Below are 20,808 nucleotides of genomic sequence, written 5' to 3'. Positions count from 1 at the left end.
ATGTCGCTCTGTCCTACATACCGAGGAAGTCGGCCAGGTCGCGCTCGATGGCGGCCTTCGGCTTGGCGCCGACGATGGTCTTGGCGACCTCGCCACCCTGGTAGACGTTGAGGGTCGGGATCGACATCACGCCGTACTTGGCCGCGGTGGCGGGGTTCTCGTCGATGTTGAGCTTGACGATCTCGATCTTGTCGCCGTGCTCGGCCGCGATGGCCTCCAGGGAGGGGGCGATCTGGCGGCAGGGGCCGCACCAGGCCGCCCAGAAGTCCACCAGGACGGGCTTGCTGCTCTTGAGGACGTCCTGCTCGAAGGAGTCGTCGGTCACGTTCTTGAGAGTGCCGGCCACGGCTGTCTCCTTAAATCCTTGTGCGTGGGGAGGTGAGGGGTGGGTCAGGGGGTCTGCTCGGGCTCGCGGACGTTCTCGCCGTCGGCGAGCGAGGCCAGGAAGCGCTCGGCGTCCAGGGCGGCGGAGCAGCCGGTGCCGGCGGCGGTGATCGCCTGGCGGTACGTGTGGTCGACGACGTCGCCCGCGGCGAAGACACCGGTCAGGTTGGTGCGGGTCGAGGGGGCGGCGACCTTGAGGTAGCCCTCGTCGTCCAGCTCCAGCTGACCCTTGAAGAGCTCGGTGCGCGGGTCGTGGCCGATGGCGATGAAGAGGCCCGTCACCGGGAGCTCGGAGGTCTCACCGGTCTTGAGGTTGCGCAGAGTCAGCCCGGAGAGCTTGTTCTCGCCGTGGATCTCGGCGACCTCGCTGTCCCAGACGAAGGAGATCTTCGGGTCGGCGAAGGCGCGCTCCTGCATGGCCTTGCTGGCCCGCAGGGCGTCACGGCGGTGGACCACGGTGACGGACTTGGCGAAGCGGGAGAGGAAGGTCGCCTCCTCCATGGCCGTGTCGCCACCGCCGATGACGGCGATGTCCTGGTCCTTGAAGAAGAACCCGTCGCAGGTGGCGCACCAGGAGACACCGCGGCCGGACAGCTCGTCCTCGCGGGGCAGGCCGAGCTTGCGGTGCTGGGAGCCGGTGGTCACGATGACGGCCTTGGCACGGTGGACGGTGCCCGCGGAGTCGGTGACCGTCTTGATCTCGTCGCTGAGGTCGACCGCGATGACGTCGTCCGGGATCAGCTCGGCGCCGAAGCGCTCGGCCTGGGCCCGCATGTTGTCCATCAGGTCGGGGCCCATGATGCCCTCGCGGAAGCCGGGGAAGTTCTCCACGTCGGTGGTGTTCATCAGCGCACCACCAGCGGTCACGGCGCCCTCGAAGACCAACGGCTTCAGGGAGGCCCGGGCGGTGTAGAGGGCGGCCGTATAGCCTGCGGGCCCGGAGCCAATGATGATCACGTTGCGGACGTCGCTCACGGGTGTCTTCCTCGTCTCTGCCGACTGCGGTCTGGGATCCTTGCGGGTCTCACCCCACCCAACGGATCCTACGGGGCCCGCATTCCCTCCGGAGACGACAGCCCGGGCGGTGGCGCGTCAGGAACGCGGCACGGTCCGGTTGAGCAGTACCTGTCCGGGGGCCTGGGCGGCGGAGGACTCGCAGGCGGCGGACACGACGTAGGCGTCAACGAGCGAGGTGTCGCCGGGATGCGGCAGGACGACGAGATAGGCGTCCTGCTCCCGGTACTTCTCCGGGTGGGTGGCCAGAGCGGATTCGGGGCGCCCGATGCCTTCCCGTACGCAGGACGGGGCCGTGGTGCCGTTGTCCCGCAGGGTCGTCTCGGGCGAGTTCTGGGCGCTCATGCCGCGGGGTTCCACGGGGGTCCCGGAGGAGCGCAGCAGGTCCTGCACGCGCACCGTGAGCTCCTGGTCGGAGTACGCAGCCGGAGGACGGCTCGCGCCGGGGCCGCCGGAGCTCGCCTGGGGGGTGCCGTCCGAGCCGCCGTACAGGAACAGGCTGCCGAGCCCGATGACGGCGGCGGCACATGCGGTGCCGAGCAGCACTGCGGGCCCGCGCCGGATCCTGCGGAGCCGGGGGGCGGGGGTCTGCCGGCCCGGTCCCGTTGCGGCGCGGGGGCGTCCCGCGGGGCGGTCGGCGGTTTCACGTGAAACAGGCGGGGGCGTTTCCGTTTCACGTGAAACGGAAACGGGGGCGGGCTCCGGCCGACGCTCGCTCGGCGCGGTTTCACGTGAAACGTCGTCGCCCGCCCTGGGGGCGGTGGCGTCGAGCAGCGCTTCGGCGGCCAGCGCGGCATCGATCCGGCCGGCGATGTCCGCGGGCATCCGGGGCGGGCCGGGGAGCGTGCCCAGCAGGTCCCGGATCTCGCTCAGGGAGTTCCGCACGTCCTCGCAGAGCTCACAGTCCGCCAGGTGCTCCCGGACATCCGCCGATCGCGAGGGGGAGAGGACTCCCTCGGCAAGTGCGGAGATCTCCGCGACCTCCGGGTGCCCGTCCGTGCCGGTCGTCGAGGTCACGCTCGTCCACCTCCGCCCTTCACTGGATCTGTGTCGCTCTGTCCTGCCGGTGGTGGGACGGACGTCCCCTGAGACCGGTTCCTTTCCCTGCCGACGCGCGGGCTACCCCTGCCATCCGGGCGCAGATGGGTGAGCAGCGGCAGCAGCCGTGCCCGGCCCCGGGCACATCTGCTCTTCACCGTGCCGGTGGGGACGTCCAGCACCTTGGCCGCTTCGGCGACGGGATAGCCCTGCATGTCCACCAGGACCAGGGCGGCCCGCTGGTCCGGGGGCAGCGTGGCCAGCGCCCGGATCAGCTCCCGGTGCAGGTCGCTGCGCTCGGCGGGGGCGGCGGCCGACTCGTGCGGCTCCAGCAGCTGCTCCAGCCGCTCGGTCTCGGCGAGCGGCGCGGTGCGCCGCGACGCGCTCTTGCGGGCCCGGTCCAGGCAGGCGTTCACGGTGATCCGGTGCAGCCAGGTGGTGACGGCGGACTGTCCCCGGAAGGTGTGGGCCGCCCGGTAGGCGGAGACGAGGGCGTCCTGGACGGCGTCCGCGGCCTCTTCCCGGTCACCGAGGGTCCGCAGGGCCACGGCCCAGAGCCGGTCGCGGTGCCGGCGGACTATCTCGCCGAAGGCGTCGGGATCGCCCTCGATGTGCCGGGAGAGCAGCTCGGCATCGCTCGCGCCGGCACGTGTGGCGTCGTCCAACGTCGAGCCCCCTCCCCCTGGCGGTCGGCCTCGTGGCTCAGCCGGTGAACTTCACGTCGCTGATGGCCTGTTTGTAGCCGGCTCTGCTGAACGTCTCAGGATCGGCGGCAGAATACGGCACGGCCGTGATCCATAGGAGGACGTACCGCGTCTCGGACGGCTCCTTGAGGGAGATCTTTGCCGTGGTACTGGTCGTCGTGTCGGTCGACAGTTTCTGCATCCCGCTCAGCGACGTCGAGGGGGACAACGAGTCGGTGGCATAGAGCGACACGGTCGTATGGTCCCCGCCGTAGCGCAGCTGCACCGTGGCGCCGCTGAGCTTCTGGCTCGACCCGAGGTCGTAGACGATCCCGACGCCCGCCTTGTACGGGCTGAGGGTCGGTCCGGCGTTGAAGGTCAGCGTGCGCCAGGAGGTCTTGGGGTCACCGTCGTAGGTGTACTGGACCTGGTCGGTGTGCTGTGGCTTGCCGTCCGGCGCATACTCCCGGGCATCCGCAATGCTGATCGGCTGTGTCTCGGGCTTCTTCGGCGAACCGTCCCCCGTCGACTGGGAGTGCGGTGTGTCGTCCGAGTCCCCAGGCTTGAGGAGCGTGTCCGCAAGCTGCCAACTGCCCAGGCCCAGTGCGGCGATGAGCAGTGCCGACACGCTCCACTTGATGGCCTTGCCGGTGCGGCTCTCCAGTGGGGGCGGCGGGGGGACAGGAGCGGGCTGGGCCGGGCCGCCCGTGCGGGGCGGGGTCGGGCCGTGGTACGACCCGCGCTGGTAGGCGGCGGCAGCGGTGAAGGCGGACTCCGGCGGGCGGATGCGCGGCATCGCCGCAACCGCCTTGGCCAGCTCCTCCGGAGTCGTGCAGGGGTCTTCCTGCTTGGAGGCAGCGGCGCCCTCGTCGACGAGCGCGCGCATGGCGAGTTCGGAGAGACCCCGGTGGACCCCGGCCCGGACCTGGTCGGGGGCGATCAGGCCCATGCCCTTGGGCAGGCCGGGCAGGCCGTGGGCGTTGTTCTCGTGCGGCCAGCGCTGGGTGAGCGCGGCGTAGAGGAGCGCGCCGATGGCCTCGGTGTCGGTCCGCTGGGGGTGCTCGGAGGTGATGCCCCGGAGCGCGGCCATGACGGCCAGCCCGCGGATGCGGTACTGGCCGGACCCCGTGCGGAGGACGGAGCCGGGGGTGAGGCGCAGGTGCGCCAGGCCCTCGCGGTGTGCGGCCGCCATGGCCTGGGACACCTGGCTCACGAGCTGATAGGCGTCGTGCGGTTCGAGCGGGCCGGCGGCCAGCAGAGGAGTGAGCTCGGTGGCGTCGGGCAGCCACTCGTGGACCACGTAGACGAGCTCGTTCTCCTCGACCGCGTCGAGGACCTGGACGAAGCGGGGGTCACCGAGGAGCGCGGCGGAGCGGGCGGCGGCGAGCACCGGCCGGGCGCGGGGGTGGTCGGCGGGGAGGAGGTGGACGCCGACGGCACGGCGCAGTTTCTCGTCCATCGCACGCCAGCTGCTGAATCCCTCCAGACGGGTGACGCACTCCTCCAGCCGGTACCTTCTGGCGAGCTTGTGGCCGCTGTGCAGCTCGAGCGGCTGCGCATCGCGCGCGGAGCTCTTGCTCTCCGCGCGCGCGGTCTCCTGGTGCGTACCGACCTTCTTGTCGGTCTCCGCCCCGTCGGTCGTGGCCTTGCCCGCCTCGGCGGTCAGTGGCTGTTTGCCGCTGTTGTCGGCCACGTCGACGGCAGCCGTGCTCCGTTCCGCCACCGTCGTCCCTGCCTCCCCATCCGTTGCACCCTGTCCACAGCCAAGACAATTGTGCCCACAGTCCGGCGCTATGCACGACACACGGCAGCGGGCGATGGTTGTGCTCCGGTCAGCGCCCCAGCCGTCCGCGGACCATACCGACCATGGCGTTCAGCTCGTCGATGCGCATCCGCTTGGCGGCAAGGTAGAAGACGGCGACCAGGACCAGACCGCCGCCGACCAGAGCGACGAGCGAACCTGCGAAGCCGTAGCCCAGAACCTGACCGATTCCGTACGAGACCGCGCCGCCGAACAGGGCGGCGGGCAGGCAGGCGCCGGCCAGCCGGGCGTAGGTCCGCACGACGCGGGCCCCGTCCAGGTCGCCGCCCAGCCGGTTGCGGAGGCGGCGCCAGGCGACGCCCACGCCGATCGCGTAGCCCAGGCCGTAGGACGCGGCCATGCCGGCCACGGCCCAGCGCGCGGGCAATACGAGGAAGCTCAGTCCCGAGGCGGCGGCGTTGACGGCGGCCACGATGACCGTGTTGTAGAAGGGCGTGCGCGTGTCCTCGTAGGCGTAGAAGCCGCGGAGGATGACGTACTGCGCGGAGTACGGGATCAGACCGAGGCCGAAGGCCATCAGGATGAAGCCGATGTTGGTGGCGCCGCCGACCCCGGAGCCCGAGGCGAACATCAGGGTGGCCGTGGGGACGCCCAGAGCCAGGAAGGCGAAGGCGCAGGGCACGATGGCCACGGCCGAGGTGCGCAGTCCGTGGGAGAGGTCGTCCCGGACGGCCGAGGCGTCGCCGTCGTGGGCGGCGCGGGAGATCCGGGGCAGTACGGCGGTCATCACCGAGACCGTGATGATGGCCTGCGGCATCTGCCAGAGCTGGAGGGCGAAGTTGTAGGCCGTGATGCCGGTGCCGCTGTGCCCGGCCTTCTCGGCCGTGGCACCGGCCGACGTGGCCAGCTGGGTGACCACGACCATGCCGAGCTGGTTCGCGAGGACGAAGAAGAACGTCCACTTCGCCAGGCCGAGGGCCTTGCCCAGGCCCTGGCCGCGCCAGTCGAAGCGGGGACGGATCCGGAATCCGGCGTCGCGCAGGTAGGGGAGCATCGCCAGGGACTGGACGATGAGTCCCAGCAGGGTGCCGATGCCGAGCAGCCGGACGCCCTCGGGCGTGATGGTGGCCGCGCTGACGCCGCTGTCGGAGAAGCTGCCGAAGGCCCAGATGAAGGCGCCGAAGGTCGCGATGATGATGATGTTGTTGAGGACCGGGGTCCACATCATCGCGCCGAACCGCTCGCGGGCGTTGAGGATCTGGCCCAGGACGACGTGCACGCCCATGAAGAACATGGTCGGCAGGCAGTAGCGGGCGAAGGCCACGGCCACGTCCATCCGGGCCGGATCGTCCGCGATGGTCGGCGACATCATCCTGATGAAGAGCGGTGCGCCGAGCACGCACACGGTCGTGACGCCCGCCAGCATGACGACGACCAGGGTGAGCAGCCGGTTGGCGTAGGCCTCGCCGCCGTCGTCGTCGTTCTTCATGGCGCGCACCAGCTGCGGGATGAACACCGCGTTGAGCGCGCCGCCGCCGACGAGGATGTAGATCATCGTCGGCAGGGTGTTGGCGACCTGGTAGCCGTCGTTCAGTGTGCCGACGCCGATCGCCGCCGCCATCACGAGGTTCCGGGCGAAGCCCAGGACGCGGGACACCATGGTGCCTGCGGCCATGACCGCGCTCGACTTCAGCAGGCTGGCCGCCTTGCCGCCCTTCGCCTCGGCTGCGGGCTCCGGCTCCACGGCAGGCTCTGCGGCCGGCTGCTGCTGCGGCTGCAGGGGCTGGGCGGGCTGGGGCACGAACTGCCCCGGTGCCGGGACCGGCGGCCGGTCCGACGGGCGCTGCGGCTCGTACGGCTGCTGCTGGTCGCGGTAGAGGTGCGCGAAGGCGTCCCGCTGCGGGTGCTCGCCCGGGGCCGAGAAACCGCCGACGGCCGGGATCTGCGCCGTCGGATCGTCGAAGGGGGTCCGCTGGGTCTGGCCGGCCTGCGGCGCCGGGCCCGGGGCCGGCGGCCACGGCCGGTCGCCGGCGGGGTGCTGGGGCACGGTCGGCATCGGGCGGGTGGCCTGGTCGTAGAGCGCATCGGCAGCCGGGGCGGCCGGGTCCTGAGGGGCGTACGGGTCGGCCGTGTACGCGTCCTGGAGGTAGGGGTCCTGGGAGTACGGGTTCCCCTGGTGCGCCTGGGGCTGGGCAGGCGGCACCGGCGGGTACGGTCCCCGCTGCTCACCGCCCGTCCCCGGACCGTGGTCACCGTCGTACGGCGCGTTCATCGCTACCCCACCTCATCGTCGGCGGCCGGCCGGCCCCACAACACGTCAATGTTCCACTTTCTCACCCGGGCCGGATGGGCCACCGCTTTGCGTTCCGGTGTCCACGGCCGGGTCACCCGGCTGCCCGGGCATGTCGTCGCCGGGGCCGCCGGGGCCCTCCGGCCCGTCCCCGCCCTGGTTCCCGGGTCCTCCACCAGCGGCTTTGTGCGCTGCGGCGCGCTTGCGCTGGAGGTAGATGCGGAGCCCCGCGAGGACCAGGAGGAGCACGCCTCCGGCGATGACCAGCAGCACCATAGGCGTGATGGAGGTGACATGCACAGTGAAGGTCATCGAGTCGCCGTACTGCTGGCCGTCGCTCGTGAAGAGGCGGGCGGTCACCTGGACGGGACCGTTGGCGTTGGCCCGTGTCTCGAACTTCACGGACTGGCTGTGCCCGCCCTCCACCTTGACCGGCTGGGCGTTGTCGATCGTGAGGCGGTTCGGCTGGCTGGACTCCAGGACGAGCTTCAGCCCGTGGATCTCCTGCAGCAGGCCGTTCTCGACGGTCACCGGGATCGTCGCGCTCCGGCCCGACAGGGTCGCGTCGGACTTCTTGATCAGCTGCACCTGGCGGGTGAGCTTGTAGAGGTAGGCCTGGACGCCGTTGCGGAACTGCCCCGCGCCCTGCGGGTTGCCCCGCCACGACGTGGACATCTCCCGCATGATCGCGCTGCCGAAGGGGGTGACCACCCGGTCCTGGGCGCTGAGGATCACCTTGAAGCTGTCCAGGGTGCTCTGGGTCTTCTGGATCTCCTGGAACGCCCCGGTGGTCAGCTCCTGCGAGCGCAGCGAGTCGGGGTACGAGCCGGTACCGGGCACCTGCTGGGAGGCGTTGGGGTCGGGGGTGGCCCTGGCCGCGTCCCCCAGGTCGAGGGGCTGGGTCCAGCGGCCGTCCGACAGACCCTTGACCGCCGTGGCCATCGCCTGGGCCTGGCTGGTCGTGGGCATGCGCTGGGGGGCGACGACGATGCTGCGCTCGTTCTCCGGCGCCTGCTTGTTCACCACGAGGCTCTGCGCCAGGAACTGCTGCACGGCCAGGGAGGAGTCCCCGGCCCGGATCATGTCGCCCTGGAAGGCGGTGGACAGCCGGGCGTCCGCGACGACGGCCGTGTTGCCGCCGCCGATCTGCCGGGCGGCGGTCGGGGCGTAGGTGTTGCCGGACTCGCGGAAGCTGTCGCTGCGCGCGATGACGTTGTGGGCGCCCGCCGAGGTGGCGACGTCGACGATGGACGTGTCGACCGCCCCGTCCACGGGCCAGGCGAAGTCCGTGCGCGGCTTGACGCCGAGGATGGTGTCCACGGTGGTCGAGGCGAGGTCGGTGGCGGACTGGAGGTGGCTGAGGGCACCGGAGACGTCCTTCCCGCGGTGCGCGAGCGAGGCCAGGTCCGGGTCGGCGAACGGCAGGGCCACCACCTGATGACTGGCGACGGCGTCCTGGAGCTGGCCCAGCCACTGCTTGGCGACCGCCTGCCCCCGGCCCGGGGTGCTGCTCTTCCCGTCCGGGGTGCTGACCCGGTACGGCTTGGTCATGGCCTCGACCGTGGCCAGCAGGTCGGGGTCGATCACCCAGGTGACCGGGAGGGTCTTGCCCAGGGACACGAGCTGCTGCAGCCGGCCGCCCGGCGCCAGGTCGGCCGCGAGGTCGTCGTTGATGAAGACGGGCGTCTGCTGCTGGTCGGACTCGGTGCGCGCGCTCAGGTGCGTGGTCGAGATCAGCGGCCACAGGACGGTGAGCTTGGTCTTCCTGCCCTCGACCGCCGACGGCTGCCAGGGGAGCAGGGTCCGCTGGATGCCCAGCACCCGCTCGTAGGGCTGGTCGGCGGACTGCCCGGAGAAGGTGGCGGCGAGCTGGTAGACGCCGTCCTTGCCGAGGTTCAGGTCCTTCACCGGCAGCGTGAGGCTGAAGTTCCGGCTGACGCCCGGAGCGAGCTTGTCGATCTTCTGGACGTGGTCACCGCCCACCTCGGCGCCGTCGGAGCTCGGCGAGAAACCGCCCTTGTCCCCTATGTCGTCGATGTCGCTGCGGGTACTGAGCTGCGATCCCACCCGCAGGCCCACATGGGCGCCGGTGATCGCCGTCTTGCCGTTGTTGGTGACCGTGCCCGAGACGGTGAGCGTGTCGTTCTGCGTCGGGGTGACGGGGGTCAGCGCATCGATGGAGACACCGACCGAACGGGCGCCCCCGACGTCCGCCCGGGCGGCGGGGGCCGTCGGCAGATGCAGGAGGCCGACGAAGAGCAGGACCCCGAGCAGCACCGCGGTGCGCCGGGTCCACCGGCAGGCAGGAGCGGAAGTCGTCCCCTGGAACTCTGCCGCCTCGGCCACGCGTCGCCCGTCCCTCGTCGTTGTCAGTGGTCGTCGGATGGTGCGTCCCCGAATGGTAACGAGGCCTGCTGTGCCGAAGTGCCGCGGACCGGCTTACAAGATCGACATCCGGCCCCGAGGTCCGGTCTGCGTGTGCTGTGCGCAGACCGTCACGGAGCGTCCCGTAACGGGGAGGCCGGCCCGCGCGCGGCCACGTACCCTGTTCTGTTGTGCCGAACGCCAACAATGACAGCCACACCCTGCCGTCGACCAACGAGCTCAGCCAGGCGCAGCGCTGTGCCGTGAGCGAGCTCCTGCGGGTGTCCCCCGTAGCCGACGACCTCGCCCGCCGATTCCGGGAGGCCGGGTTCACACTCGCCCTGGTCGGCGGATCGGTACGGGACGCGCTGCTGGGCCGGCTCGGCAACGACCTCGACTTCACGACGGACGCCCGCCCCGAGGACGTGCTGAAGATCGTGCGCCCGTGGGCCGACGCGGTCTGGGAGGTCGGGATCGCCTTCGGCACCGTGGGATGCCGCAAAGCAGACTTCGACATTGAGGTCACGACATATCGGTCGGAAGCGTACGACCGGACCTCGCGCAAGCCGGAGGTCTCCTACGGCGACTCCATCGAGGAGGACCTCGTCCGTCGCGACTTCACCGTCAACGCGATGGCCGTCGTGCTGCCGGAGAAGACGTTCGTCGACCCGCACAACGGTCTGGAGGATCTGGCCCTGCGGGTCCTGCGCACGCCCGGCACCCCGGAGGAGTCCTTCTCCGACGACCCGCTGCGCATGATGCGGGCGGCCCGCTTCGCCGCCCAGCTGGACTTCGCGGTCGCCCCCGAGGTCGTCACGGCGATGAACGAGATGGCCGACCGCCTGGAGATCGTCTCGGCCGAGCGGATCCGTGACGAGCTGAACAAGCTGATCCTCTCCGGTCACCCCCGCAAGGGCCTTCGTCTCCTTGTCGACACCCGGCTCGCCCGGCACGTCCTGCCGGAGCTGCCCGCGCTGAGCCTGGAGCGGGACGAGCACCACCGGCACAAGGACGTCTACGAGCACACGCTCACCGTCCTGGACCAGGCGATCGACCTGGAAGAGAACGGCCCCGACCTGGTCCTGCGCCTGGCCGCGCTGCTGCACGACATCGGCAAGCCGAAGACGCGGCGCTTCGAGCTGGACGGCCGGGTCTCCTTCCACCACCACGAGGTGGTGGGCGCCAAGATGACCAAGGCGCGGATGACCAAGCTCAAGTACTCCAACGAGCTGGTGAAGGACGTCTCCCGGCTCGTCGAGCTCCACCTGCGCTTCCACGGCTACGGCACCGGCGAGTGGACCGACTCGGCCGTCCGCCGGTACGTGCGCGACGCGGGACCGCTGCTGGACCGGCTGCACAAGCTGACCCGCTCGGACTGCACCACGCGCAACAAGCGCAAGGCGCAGGCGCTGTCCCGTGCCTACGACGGGCTGGAGGAGCGCATCGCCAGGCTCCAGGAGCAGGAGGAGCTGGACGCGATCCGGCCCGACCTGGACGGCAACGAGATCATGCAGATCCTGGGCATCGGCCCCGGGCCGCAGGTCGGCAAGGCGTACAAGCACATGCTGGAGATGCGCCTGGAGCACGGTCCGCTGGAGCGGGAGGCCGCGATCGCCCTGCTCAAGGAATGGTGGGCGGCGCAGAGCTGAGGCGGGATGTTCCGCACTGACGTTTGCTGATGTTTCACGTGAAACATCAGCAAACGTCAGTGCGGGGCAACGATGAGGGGTGGTGTTTCACGTGAAACACCGCCCCTCACGGTTACGCCTTGTTGTTGCTCAGGCAGAGGGTGAAGCGGTTCGAGCGCTCCTTCCAGGTGAGCGCAGAGGTCGCGCCCTCGACCTTGGAACAGGTCAGCGAGGTGATGGTGAAGCCGTCGATCTTCTTGAGCACCTTGTAGGTCGCCTTGCTGTCCGTGCAGGAGAGCTTCTTGATCGCCGGCTTGGAGTCCGTGCCGGTGTTCTGCAGGCAGTCACCGACGGACAGCTTGGTGGTGTCGTCGCTCTTGCCGAACAGCCAGCCGCCCACCGCGACGACGAGGGCGACGATCGGCAGCACGATGTTCCTGATGACCCGCTTCGCGGAACGGCGCGGAGCCTGCGGCGGCACCGGCGCCCCCGGGAAGCCGCCGGGCTGGGCGTAGGGACCGGGCGGCTGCTGGTCGTACGGCCCGGGAGGCTGTTGCCCGTACGGACCCTGCGGGGGCTGCTGCGCATACGGCCCCTGCGCATACGGCCCCTGCGCATACGGCCCCTGTGCGTACGGCCCCTGCGGAGGCGGCCCGTACGGCGCCTGCGGCTGCTGGGCGTAGGGATTGCCGCCGCCCTGCTGGGCGTACGGGTTCTGATGAGGCGGCGGAGTGGTCACAGGTGTCCCCCGAACTGAAGTGAGCCGTGTCGGCACGTGCAGCCCGTAAAGGTAACCGCCGTTTTTGGCATGTACGCAGCCCGCAACTGTCCTGTGGCCTTGATGTGACACTCACCAACGGCGAAATGCGGCCATAGTGGCGGCAATTGCTCCGTAGACGACCGCGACGGCGACGACCAGGGCGGCCGACCTGCCGTCGGGCGGCAGCATCAAGGAGGCGACCGCCGCCGCCCCCACGAAGGCGACGTTGAACAGCACGTCGTAGATCGAGAAGATCCGGCCGCGGAACGCGTCGTCGACGGAGGCCTGGACGATCGTGTCCGTCGTGATCTTGGCTCCCTGGGTGACGAGCCCGAGGACGAAGGCGGCGGCCAGCATGGGGACGGGCTCGAAGGGGAGCCCCAGGGCGGGTTCCAGCACCGCGGCCGCCGTGGCGCAGGCCAGCATCCAGCCGAGCCTCCCCAGCCGGCCGACCGCCCACGGCGTGATCACGGCCGCGGCGAAGAAGCCCGCTCCCGAGGCGGCGACCGCATAGCCGAGCAGCATCAGCCCGTCGGATCCGGTGCCCGCCCAGGCGTACCGGCAGAGCATCAGCAGAGTCACCGTCAGAGCCCCGTAGCAGAAGCGCATCAGTGTCATCGCCGCCAGCGCACCGGCGGCGATGCGGCGCTGCGCCAGGTGCCGTACCCCGGCGGCCAGACCGAGCACGGTGACCGTCAGCGCCGTGCGCAGCCGGACGTGGGCGGCGGTGATGTCCGGGCCCAGCAGCCCGGCGGGCATGAGCAGGGAGCAGAGTCCGGCGCACAGGTACAGCAGGGCCCCCAGAAGCACGACGAGGGCGTCCGACGCCGTTCCGTGCGGCACGGCGAGCCGGACGGCGAAAGCGAGGCCGCCGCCCGCGGTGGCCGCCAGGGTGCCGGCCGTGGGGGAGAGGGAGTTGGCCATCACCAGGCGTTCCTGGCTGTCGACCACGCGGGGCAGGGACGCCGAAAGCCCGGCGAGGACGAAGCGGTTGACCGCGGTGACCGACAGCGCGGAGACGTAGAACAGCCAGTCCGGCACGCGGGCCGCGATGAGCAGGGCGGTGCAGACGGCCAGGACCGAGCGCAGCAGATTGCCGTGCAGCAGCACCTGGCGGCGGCGCCAGCGGTCGAGCAGCACGCCGGCGAAGGGCCCCAGCAGCGAATAGGGGAGCAGCAGAACGGCCATGGCGGAGGCGATGGCAGCGGGCGACGCCTGCTTCTCCGGGGAGAAGACGACGTGGGCGGCGAGGGCGACCTGATAGACCCCGTCGGCCGCCTGGGAGAGCAGCCGGACTGCCAGCAGGCGGCGGAAATCGCGCAGATGGAGCAGGACGCGAAGATCACGCACTACGGGCATGCTGCACAGCCTCACACACGACACGGGCCTCCGGGTGGATTACCCGGAGGCCCGTGGAGGCAGGAGCGGCGAGCCGTTCCTAGCGCTCGACCTCGCCCTTGATGAACTTCTCGACGTTCTCGCGGGCCTCGTCGTCGAAGTACTGGACCGGCGGCGACTTCATGAAGTACGAGGAGGCGGAGAGGATCGGGCCGCCGATGCCGCGGTCCTTGGCGATCTTCGCGGCGCGCACGGCGTCGATGATGACACCGGCGGAGTTCGGGGAGTCCCAGACCTCGAGCTTGTACTCCAGGTTCAGCGGGACGTCGCCGAACGCGCGGCCCTCGAGGCGCACGTAGGCCCACTTGCGGTCGTCCAGCCAGGCCACGTAGTCCGAGGGACCGATGTGGACGTTCTTCGCGCCCAGGTCGCGGTCGGGGATCTGCGAGGTGACGGCCTGCGTCTTGGAGATCTTCTTGGACTCCAGGCGCTCGCGCTCGAGCATGTTCTTGAAGTCCATGTTGCCGCCGACGTTCAGCTGCATCGTGCGGTCCAGGACGACGCCCCGGTCCTCGAAGAGCTTGGCCATCACACGGTGCGTGATGGTGGCGCCGACCTGCGACTTGATGTCGTCGCCCACGATCGGGACGCCCGCCTCGGTGAACTTGTCCGCCCACTCCTTGGTGCCGGCGATGAAGACCGGGAGGGCGTTGACGAAGGCGACCTTGGCGTCGATGGCGCACTGCGCGTAGTACTTGGCGGCGTCCTCGGAGCCGACCGGCAGGTAGCAGACCAGGACGTCGACCTGCTTGTCCTTGAGGGCCTGGACGACGTCGACCGGGGCCTCGGGGGACTCCTCGATGGTCTGGCGGTAGTACATGCCGAGGCCGTCGAGGGTGTGGCCGCGCTGGACCGTGACGCCGGTGGCCGGCACGTCGCAGATCTTGATGGTGTTGTTCTCGCTGGCACCGATGGCGTCGGCGAGGTCGAGGCCGACCTTCTTCGCGTCGACGTCGAAGGCGGCGACGAACTCGACGTCGCGCACGTGGTAGTCGCCGAACTGCACGTGCATCAGACCCGGCACGCGGCCGTTCGGGTCGGCGTCCTTGTAGTACTCGACGCCCTGCACCAGCGAGGCGGCGCAGTTGCCCACGCCGACGATGGCTACGCGAACCGAACCCATTCCGGTTGCTCCCTGTTTGTACTCGACGAAGCCCTGCGGGGTGCAGGGCTCACTGGTCCGGACCGGTGCGCTTGTCACGCCCGGCCCGCTCGCTCTCGATCAGCTCGTTCAGCCAGCGGACCTCGCGCTCCACGGACTCCATGCCGTGCCGCTGAAGCTCGAGGGTGTAGTCGTCCAGCCGTTCTCGGGTACGGGCCAGGGAAGCACGCATCTTCTCCAGACGCTCCTCCAGCCGGCTGCGGCGGCCTTCCAGCACCCGCATCCGGACGTCCCGGGAGGTCTGCCCGAAGAACGCGAAGCGGGCGGCGAAGTGCTCGTCCTCCCACGTGTCCGGGCCGGTGTGGGAGAGGAGCTCCTCGAAGTGCTCCTTGCCCTCCGCGGTCAGGCGGTAGACGATCTTCGCCCGCCGCCCGGCCATGGACGCCGCCCTGGCATCCTCCGGAGCGCTTCCCGTCTCCTCCACCAGCCAGCCGTTCGCCACGAGGGACTTCAGGCAGGGGTAGAGGGTGCCGTAGCTGAACGCACGGAACACCCCGAGCGAGGTGTTCAAGCGTTTCCGCAGCTCGTAGCCGTGCATCGGGGACTCGCGGAGCAGGCCGAGGACGGCGAACTCGAGGATGCCGGAGCGTCTGCTCATGTTTCGCCTCCTTGTCCCCCACAGCCTAATCCCCTAGTCCTTATTGGTCCCTTATGCCGAGCTGATGTATCGACTCGATACATCCAGACGATAGAACGGGGGTGTTGAGTGGACAAGAGGGGGCACGGTGAACGAGGTCACATCACCGATTCGTGGGACAGAACCGGCCTGATTTTTGAGTGAACATCCCCAGTGGGCGGGATTTGGCCGTGCGTAGTCTGTGGGCCATGCAGACCACTGGGAACCGGGTGACGCCCGCAGACGTCCTCGACCCGGATGCTGTGTGCCCGGCGGCTCGGGGGAAGGGCGGCGGCACACATCGGGGGGAATGCAAGCCATCTTGCCGCTGTCAGGCGATAGCGCCTGCCCGAGGAGTAGTCGTTCGATGAGCGAACACCGCCGCAAGCCTCCGCAGCCCCAGGGGGGCGGCCGCGCCGCGGCCCGCCGTGCGGCCCAGCAGCCGACGCCGGGCCGGCGATCCGCGCCGCCCGGCAACTCTCCTTCGCCGGGCCTCGGCCGGGCCGACGCCCGCCGTGCGGGCCGGCGCGGTGGCGGGGGAGGTGGAGGAGGCGGGCGCAGACGCGCCGCGGAACCGGCGCCGGGCGGCGACGGCCGGGGCCGCAGGGGCAGTGGGCGCCCGGCGGCCAAGCGGTTCATCGACTATCCCCGCGCGGGGAAGTCCGGTGCGCGCCGCTGGATTCCGTCCTGGAAGCTGGTGACGGGCCTGTGCCTCACCTTCGTGGGGATCGTCTTCGGTGCCGTGGGCGTCGCGCTGGCCATGGTGCAGGTGCCGAGCGCCCAGAAGGCCTCGGTCGTCCAGAAGAACGTCTACTACTGGGCCGACGGCAAGCAGATGGTCGTCGCCGGCGGCGGTAGCCTCAACCGGCAGATCGTGCCGATCACGCAGATCCCCAAGTCGATGCAGTTTGCGGTGATTTCTGCAGAAAACGCCAATTTCTACCAGGACTGGGGCGTCGACCCCATGGGCATCGCCCGGGCCGTCGTGAAGATGGCGCAGGGCGGTGAGACCCAGAGCGGCTCGACCATCACGCAGCAGTTCGTGAAGAACACGTATCTGAGCCAGGAACAGACGGTCAAGCGCAAGGCCACGGAGCTGCTCATCTCCATAAAGGTCGGCGCGACCCAGCAGAAGGACGACATCCTCGCCGGGTACCTCAACACCGCCTACTACGGGCGTGGCGCGTACGGCATCCAGGCCGCGGCGCGGGCGTACTTCGACAAGGACTGCAACGACCTGACGCCGAGCGAGGGCGCGTACCTGGCGGCCACCCTGAACGGCCCGAACCTGTACGACCCCTACGGCGGCCAGGGCCCCGCCGCGACGCCGGAGAAGAACCTCAAGCGCGCGACCGACCGCTGGAAGTGGACCCTGGACCGCGAGGTGCAGACGCACCACCTGTCCCAGGCCGAGCACGACCAGTGGGTCGCGAAGGGCTTCCCGCAGCCGCAGAAGCCCAAGCCCGCGACCAACAGGGCCGGCCAGATCGGCTACCTCACCGACCTCGCCGACAACTACGTCGTCGCCCACTCCAAGATCAGCAAGGCGGAGCTGGACAAGGGCGGCTACCAGATCTACACGACCTTCGACCGCGACAAGGTCGCCGCGCTGACCAAGTCGGTCGAGGAGGTCCGCAAGGCCAACATCAAGCCCGATGCGCGGGACGTCGACAAGTACGTGCAGTTCGGCGGCGCCTCGGTGGAGCCCAAGACCGGCAAGATCGTCGCCATCTACGGCGGTGAGAACGCGCTGGAGCACTTCACCAACAACGCCGACTACACCGGTGTCCAGGTCGGTTCGACCTTCAAGCCGTTCGTCCTGGCGGCCGCCATGACGCACGGGAAGCGCAACCCGGGCCTCGGCCCGCAGCAGGACGACAGCCAGCGCACGCTCGTCTCGCCCGAGAGCATCTACAACGGCGACAACAAGCTGACCCTGCGGAACTACGACGGGACCGTCTGGCACGACAAGGACGGCAGCGAGTGGCAGCAGAGGAACGACGGTGACGAGGACAAGGGGCCCATCAGCCTCCGCACCGCCATGCAGTTCTCGGTGAACACGCCCTACATCCAGCTCGGCATGGACGTCGGCACCGACCTGGTCCAGGACGCGGCGCTCAAGGCCGGCCTGGACAAGGACCAGCTGGCCTCCCTCACGCCCACCTTCTCGCTGGGCACCTCGGCGCCCAGCGCGATCCGCCTGGCCGGCGCCTACGGGACCTTCGCGGACAGCGGCAAGCAGGTGGACCCGTACTCCGTCGGGAAGGTCGAGAAGGACGGCAAGGCGGTGTTCGAGCACCAGGAGAAGAGCGCACAGGCCTTCGACGCGAACGTGGCCAACAACGTCACCGACGTGCTGAAGACCGTGGTCCAGGCGGGCACCGGCACGTCGGCGCAGCTCGGTGACCGTCCGGTGGCCGGCAAGACGGGTACGACCGACGGCAACCGCTCCGCCTGGTTCGCGGGCTACACCCCGCAGCTGTCCACCGCGATCGGCATGTACCGCGTCGACCCCAACGCCAAGCAGCAGGAGTTCCTGTCCATGCGCGGCGTGGGCGGCCAGGCCACCATCCACGGTGCGTCGTTCCCCGCGCAGATCTGGGCCGACTACATGGGACAGGCGCTCAAGGGCCAGCCCGTCGAGCAGTTCGACGCACCGCAGCCGATCGGCGTGAAGGTCTACGGGAACGGCGCCAGCCCCTCCCCCAGCGCGGTCCCGTCCCCGTCCAGCTCCCCGTCGGCGTCCGCGTCGCCGTCGCCGTCGAAGTCCCCGTCCAGCTCCCCGTCGGCGTCCAGGTCCTGCTCCCCGTTCGACCGCAAGTGCAAGGGCGGCCAGAACGGCGGCGCCGACCAGGGCGCCGCGGGCGGGCCGGGCGGTACCGGAGGCATCGGAGGACCCGGCGGCGACATCGGAGGCGATACGCCGGGGCCGAGCCCGTCACGGCACTCGCCGGGCGGCGGCCTCTTCGGCGGCCCGAACGGCTGACCGACGCCCGACCAGGACATCCGTCCGGCGGAGCCTGCTCCGCCGACCGCTCTCCCGAGGGCCGTCCCGCCACCGTGCGGGGCGGCCCTCGGGGTTATCCACAGGCCCGAGCAGGGGCGTGGCGGTTACGGCAGGATGGGTGCATGAGCAGTGATCGGGACGAGCAGCCGGTACGGCCCACGGTGGAGGACGAGGTGGCCGCCGCCGGCAGTGAGCTCATCGGCGGGCCGATGGGCCGCCGGGCGCTGCCCGGCGGCTGGTGGACGCCGGTCAGGCTGATCGCGCTCGTGGCGATCGGGATGTTCGCGCTCGGCATGGTGCAGAAGCTGCCGTGCTACGACCACGGCTGGTTCTTCGGCGCCACCACGCAGTACACGCACGCGTGTTACTCCGACATCCCGCACCTCTACACCGGACGCGGCTTCGACGCGGGGCTCATCCCGTACTTCGACCGGATCCCGCAGTCCCTCTCCGGCGGCATGGACTACCTCGAATACCCGGTCCTGACCGGCCTGTTCATGGAGATCGCCGCGCTGCTCACCCCGGGCGGCGGCACCGTCCAGTACCGCGAGCAGATGTACTGGTTCGTCAACGCCGGGATGCTGCTGGCGTGCACCGCGGTCGTCGCGGTGTGCGTGGCCCGCACGCACCGGCGCCGCCCCTGGGACGCCCTGCTGGTCGCCCTCGCGCCCGCCTTCGCGCTCACGGCCACCATCAACTGGGACCTCTTCGCGGTCGCGCTGACCGCCGCAGCGATGCTCATGTGGTCGCGCGGCCGGGGGGTCGCCGCGGGCGTCCTGATCGGGCTCGCCGCAGCGGCGAAGCTGTATCCGCTGCTGCTGCTCGGGCCGCTGTTCGTGCTGTGCCTGAGGGCGGGGCGGCTGAGGTCCTTCGCGAGCGCGGCGGCCGGTGCGGCCGGCGCCTGGCTGGTGGTGAACCTGCCGGTCATGATCACTCATGACGCCGGCGGCTTCCACGTCCGCGAGGGGTGGGCGAAGTTCTACACCTTCAGCCAGGAGCGGCCGGTCGACTTCGGATCCGTGTGGCTGTTCATCTCGCAGCGCACGGGCAATCCCCTGGACGACGCCAACACCTATGCCTCGCTGCTGATGGTCCTCGGCTGCGCGGGCCTGGGCGCCCTCGCCCTGTGCGCCCCCAGGCGCCCGCGCTTCGCGCAGCTGGCCTTCCTGGTCGTGGCGCTCTTCATCCTGGTCAACAAGGTCTATTCGCCGCAGTACGTGCTCTGGCTGGTCCCGCTCGCGGCGCTGGCCCGGCCCAAGTGGCGCGACTTCCTCATCTGGCAGGCGTGCGAGGTCCTCTACTTCCTGGGCATCTGGTTCTACCTGGCCTACACGGGAAGCGGCGACAAGCACCAAGGACTGCCGCCCGAGGGCTACCAACTGGCCATCGCCCTGCACCTGCTGGGCACGCTCTACCTCTGCGCCCTGGTCGTCCGGGACATCCTGATGCCCGAGCGCGACGTCGTACGGCGCGACGGTTCGGACGACCCCTCCGGGGGCGTCCTGGACGGGGCGCCGGACAGGGTCGTGGCCGGTGTCGCCCGCCGGGCCCGGCCGGCGGCGTACCCGCAGGACCGGGCCGATGCCACGCGCGTCCAGTGGGGCACCGGGAGCCGCAACCCGTAGGCGGCGCTCCCGGTTCCCCCGTGCCGGGCGGGTGGATCAGTGATCGACGATGCGGTCGAACTGCGTGGTGGTGTGCCGCAGATGGGCCACCAGCTCGTCCCCGACCTGGGGTGCGGGCGCGTCGGCCGGCACGAAGAGGATGGAGACCTGCATGTGCGGGGGCTCCGCGAACCAGCGCTGCTTGCCCGCCCAGACGTACGGGGCGAGGTTGCGGTTCATGGTGGCCAGGCCCGCGCGGGCCACGCCCTTGGCGCGCGGCATCATGCCGTGCAGCGCCTTCGGGGCCTCCAGGCCGACACCGTGCGAGGTGCCGCCGGCCACCACGACCAGGTGGCCGTCGCCGGCCGCCTTCTGCTGCCGGTAGCCGAAGCGGTCGCCCTTGGCCACCCGGGTGACGTCCAGGACGGCGCCGCGGTACTGGGTGGCATCGTGGTCGCCGAGCCACAGCCGGGTGCCGATCCGGGCGCGGAAGCGGGTCTGCGGGAACTGCTGCTGCAGCCGGGCCAGTTCGTCGGCCTTGAGGTGGCTGACGAACATGGTGTGCAGCGGCAGGTGGGCGGCGCGCAGCCGCTCCATCCAGGCGGCCACCTCGTCGACGCCGGAGGTGCCGTCGGCGTGGTCCAGCGGGAGGTGTATCGCGAAGCCCTCCAGGCGCACGTCCTCGATGGCCGCGTGCAGCTTGGGCAGGTCCTCCTCGCTGATGCCGTGCCGCTTCATGCTGCTCATGACCTCGACGATCACGCGGGCGCCGACCAGGCCGCGCACCCCCTCGACCGAGGAGACGGAGCGGATGACGCGGTCCGGCAGCGGCACCGGCTCCTCGCCGAGCCGGAAGGGCGTGAGCACCAGCAGGTCACCGCTGAAGAGGTCCTTGATGCTCGCCGCTTCGTAGGTGGTGCCGACGGCGAGGATGTCGGCGCCCATCCGGGTCGCCTCCTCGGTCAGGCGCTCATGCCCGAATCCGTAGCCGTTGCCCTTGCAGACCGGGACGATCCCCGGAAACTGCTGGATCACGGACTGCTGGTGTGCCCGCCAGCGTGCGGTGTCGACATAGAGCGTGAGCGCCATCGCCGGTCC

Annotated in this window: 15 protein-coding genes; 3 read left to right on the top strand and 12 right to left on the bottom strand. The window is 70.4% G+C overall.

All coding sequences use genetic code 11. From position 1 onward, the window contains the following. Window positions 1-13: 13 nt before the first annotated feature. The 7 genes from trxA to ACLHRZ_RS15125 form a co-directional block, all read right to left on the bottom strand. Window positions 14-346 (bottom strand): thioredoxin, encoded by a 333-nt coding sequence (gene trxA / locus ACLHRZ_RS15155; RefSeq protein ID WP_490418944.1) that lies wholly within the window; start codon window positions 344-346, stop codon window positions 14-16. Window positions 347-390: 44 nt separating this feature from the next. Beyond that, a complete protein-coding gene (gene trxB, locus ACLHRZ_RS15150) occupies window positions 391-1,359 on the bottom strand; it encodes a thioredoxin-disulfide reductase (RefSeq protein WP_490418943.1) in 969 nt (322 codons plus the stop codon). 117 nt (window positions 1,360-1,476) lie between these two features. Beyond that, entirely contained in the window at window positions 1,477-2,415 is a 939-nt protein-coding gene (locus tag ACLHRZ_RS15145; protein WP_490418942.1) for an RsmA family anti-sigma factor, read from the bottom strand. Next, entirely contained in the window at window positions 2,412-3,101 is a 690-nt protein-coding gene (gene sigM, locus ACLHRZ_RS15140; protein WP_490418941.1) for an RNA polymerase sigma factor SigM, read from the bottom strand. Before sigM ends, ACLHRZ_RS15145 begins: the two co-directional genes overlap by 4 nt. 37 nt (window positions 3,102-3,138) lie before the next feature. Then, a complete protein-coding gene (locus ACLHRZ_RS15135) occupies window positions 3,139-4,842 on the bottom strand; it encodes a protein kinase family protein (protein ID WP_490418940.1) in 1,704 nt (567 codons plus the stop codon). A 109-nt stretch (window positions 4,843-4,951) separates the two neighbouring features. After that, window positions 4,952-7,153, bottom strand: a complete 2,202-nt coding sequence (murJ, locus tag ACLHRZ_RS15130; RefSeq protein WP_490418939.1) for a murein biosynthesis integral membrane protein MurJ — start codon at window positions 7,151-7,153, stop codon at window positions 4,952-4,954. 45 nt (window positions 7,154-7,198) lie between these two features. Continuing rightward, complete coding sequence (locus ACLHRZ_RS15125; RefSeq protein ID WP_490418938.1) at window positions 7,199-9,517, bottom strand: DUF6049 family protein; 2,319 nt, start codon at window positions 9,515-9,517, stop codon at window positions 7,199-7,201. Window positions 9,518-9,726: 209 nt separating this feature from the next. On the opposite strand from ACLHRZ_RS15125, the gene ACLHRZ_RS15120 reads away from it, so the two are divergent. Next, entirely contained in the window at window positions 9,727-11,184 is a 1,458-nt protein-coding gene (locus tag ACLHRZ_RS15120) for a CCA tRNA nucleotidyltransferase (RefSeq protein WP_490418937.1), read from the top strand. A gap of 112 nt (window positions 11,185-11,296) precedes the next feature. On the opposite strand, the gene ACLHRZ_RS15115 is transcribed toward ACLHRZ_RS15120, so the two are convergent. From ACLHRZ_RS15115 to ACLHRZ_RS15100, 4 genes are all read right to left on the bottom strand, one after another. Next, window positions 11,297-11,902, bottom strand: a complete 606-nt coding sequence (locus tag ACLHRZ_RS15115; protein ID WP_490418936.1) for an LppU/SCO3897 family protein — start codon at window positions 11,900-11,902, stop codon at window positions 11,297-11,299. A 111-nt stretch (window positions 11,903-12,013) separates the two neighbouring features. Next, window positions 12,014-13,282 carry an MFS transporter gene (locus ACLHRZ_RS15110; protein ID WP_490418935.1) on the bottom strand — a complete coding sequence of 423 codons (1,269 nt, stop codon included), beginning with the start codon at window positions 13,280-13,282 and terminating at the stop codon, window positions 12,014-12,016. Between the two features lie 79 nt (window positions 13,283-13,361). Next, the gene (locus ACLHRZ_RS15105) at window positions 13,362-14,444 is read right to left on the bottom strand and encodes an inositol-3-phosphate synthase (protein ID WP_490418934.1); all 1,083 of its coding nucleotides are present in this window, start codon (window positions 14,442-14,444) and stop codon (window positions 13,362-13,364) included. Window positions 14,445-14,493: 49 nt separating this feature from the next. Beyond that, on the bottom strand, window positions 14,494-15,081 hold the full coding sequence (locus ACLHRZ_RS15100) for a PadR family transcriptional regulator (protein ID WP_171078558.1): 588 nt from the start codon (window positions 15,079-15,081) through the stop codon (window positions 14,494-14,496). Between the two features lie 385 nt (window positions 15,082-15,466). On the opposite strand from ACLHRZ_RS15100, the gene ACLHRZ_RS15095 reads away from it, so the two are divergent. Together ACLHRZ_RS15095 and ACLHRZ_RS15090 are read left to right on the top strand one after the other, a co-directional pair. Then, window positions 15,467-18,085, top strand: a complete 2,619-nt coding sequence (locus ACLHRZ_RS15095; protein ID WP_490418933.1) for a transglycosylase domain-containing protein — start codon at window positions 15,467-15,469, stop codon at window positions 18,083-18,085. Window positions 18,086-18,228: 143 nt separating this feature from the next. Continuing rightward, window positions 18,229-19,731 (top strand): glycosyltransferase family 87 protein, encoded by a 1,503-nt coding sequence (locus tag ACLHRZ_RS15090; protein WP_490418932.1) that lies wholly within the window; start codon window positions 18,229-18,231, stop codon window positions 19,729-19,731. Between the two features lie 36 nt (window positions 19,732-19,767). Here ACLHRZ_RS15090 and ACLHRZ_RS15085 read toward each other — a convergent pair whose 3' ends face one another. After that, window positions 19,768-20,799 (bottom strand): alanine racemase, encoded by a 1,032-nt coding sequence (locus ACLHRZ_RS15085; RefSeq protein ID WP_490418931.1) that lies wholly within the window; start codon window positions 20,797-20,799, stop codon window positions 19,768-19,770. Between the last annotated feature and the right edge of the window lie 9 nt (window positions 20,800-20,808).

Source organism: Streptomyces sp. AM25 (assembly GCF_058146165.1).
Note: the sequence above shows the minus strand (reverse complement) of the source record. Positions and strands in the feature narration are given on the sequence as shown.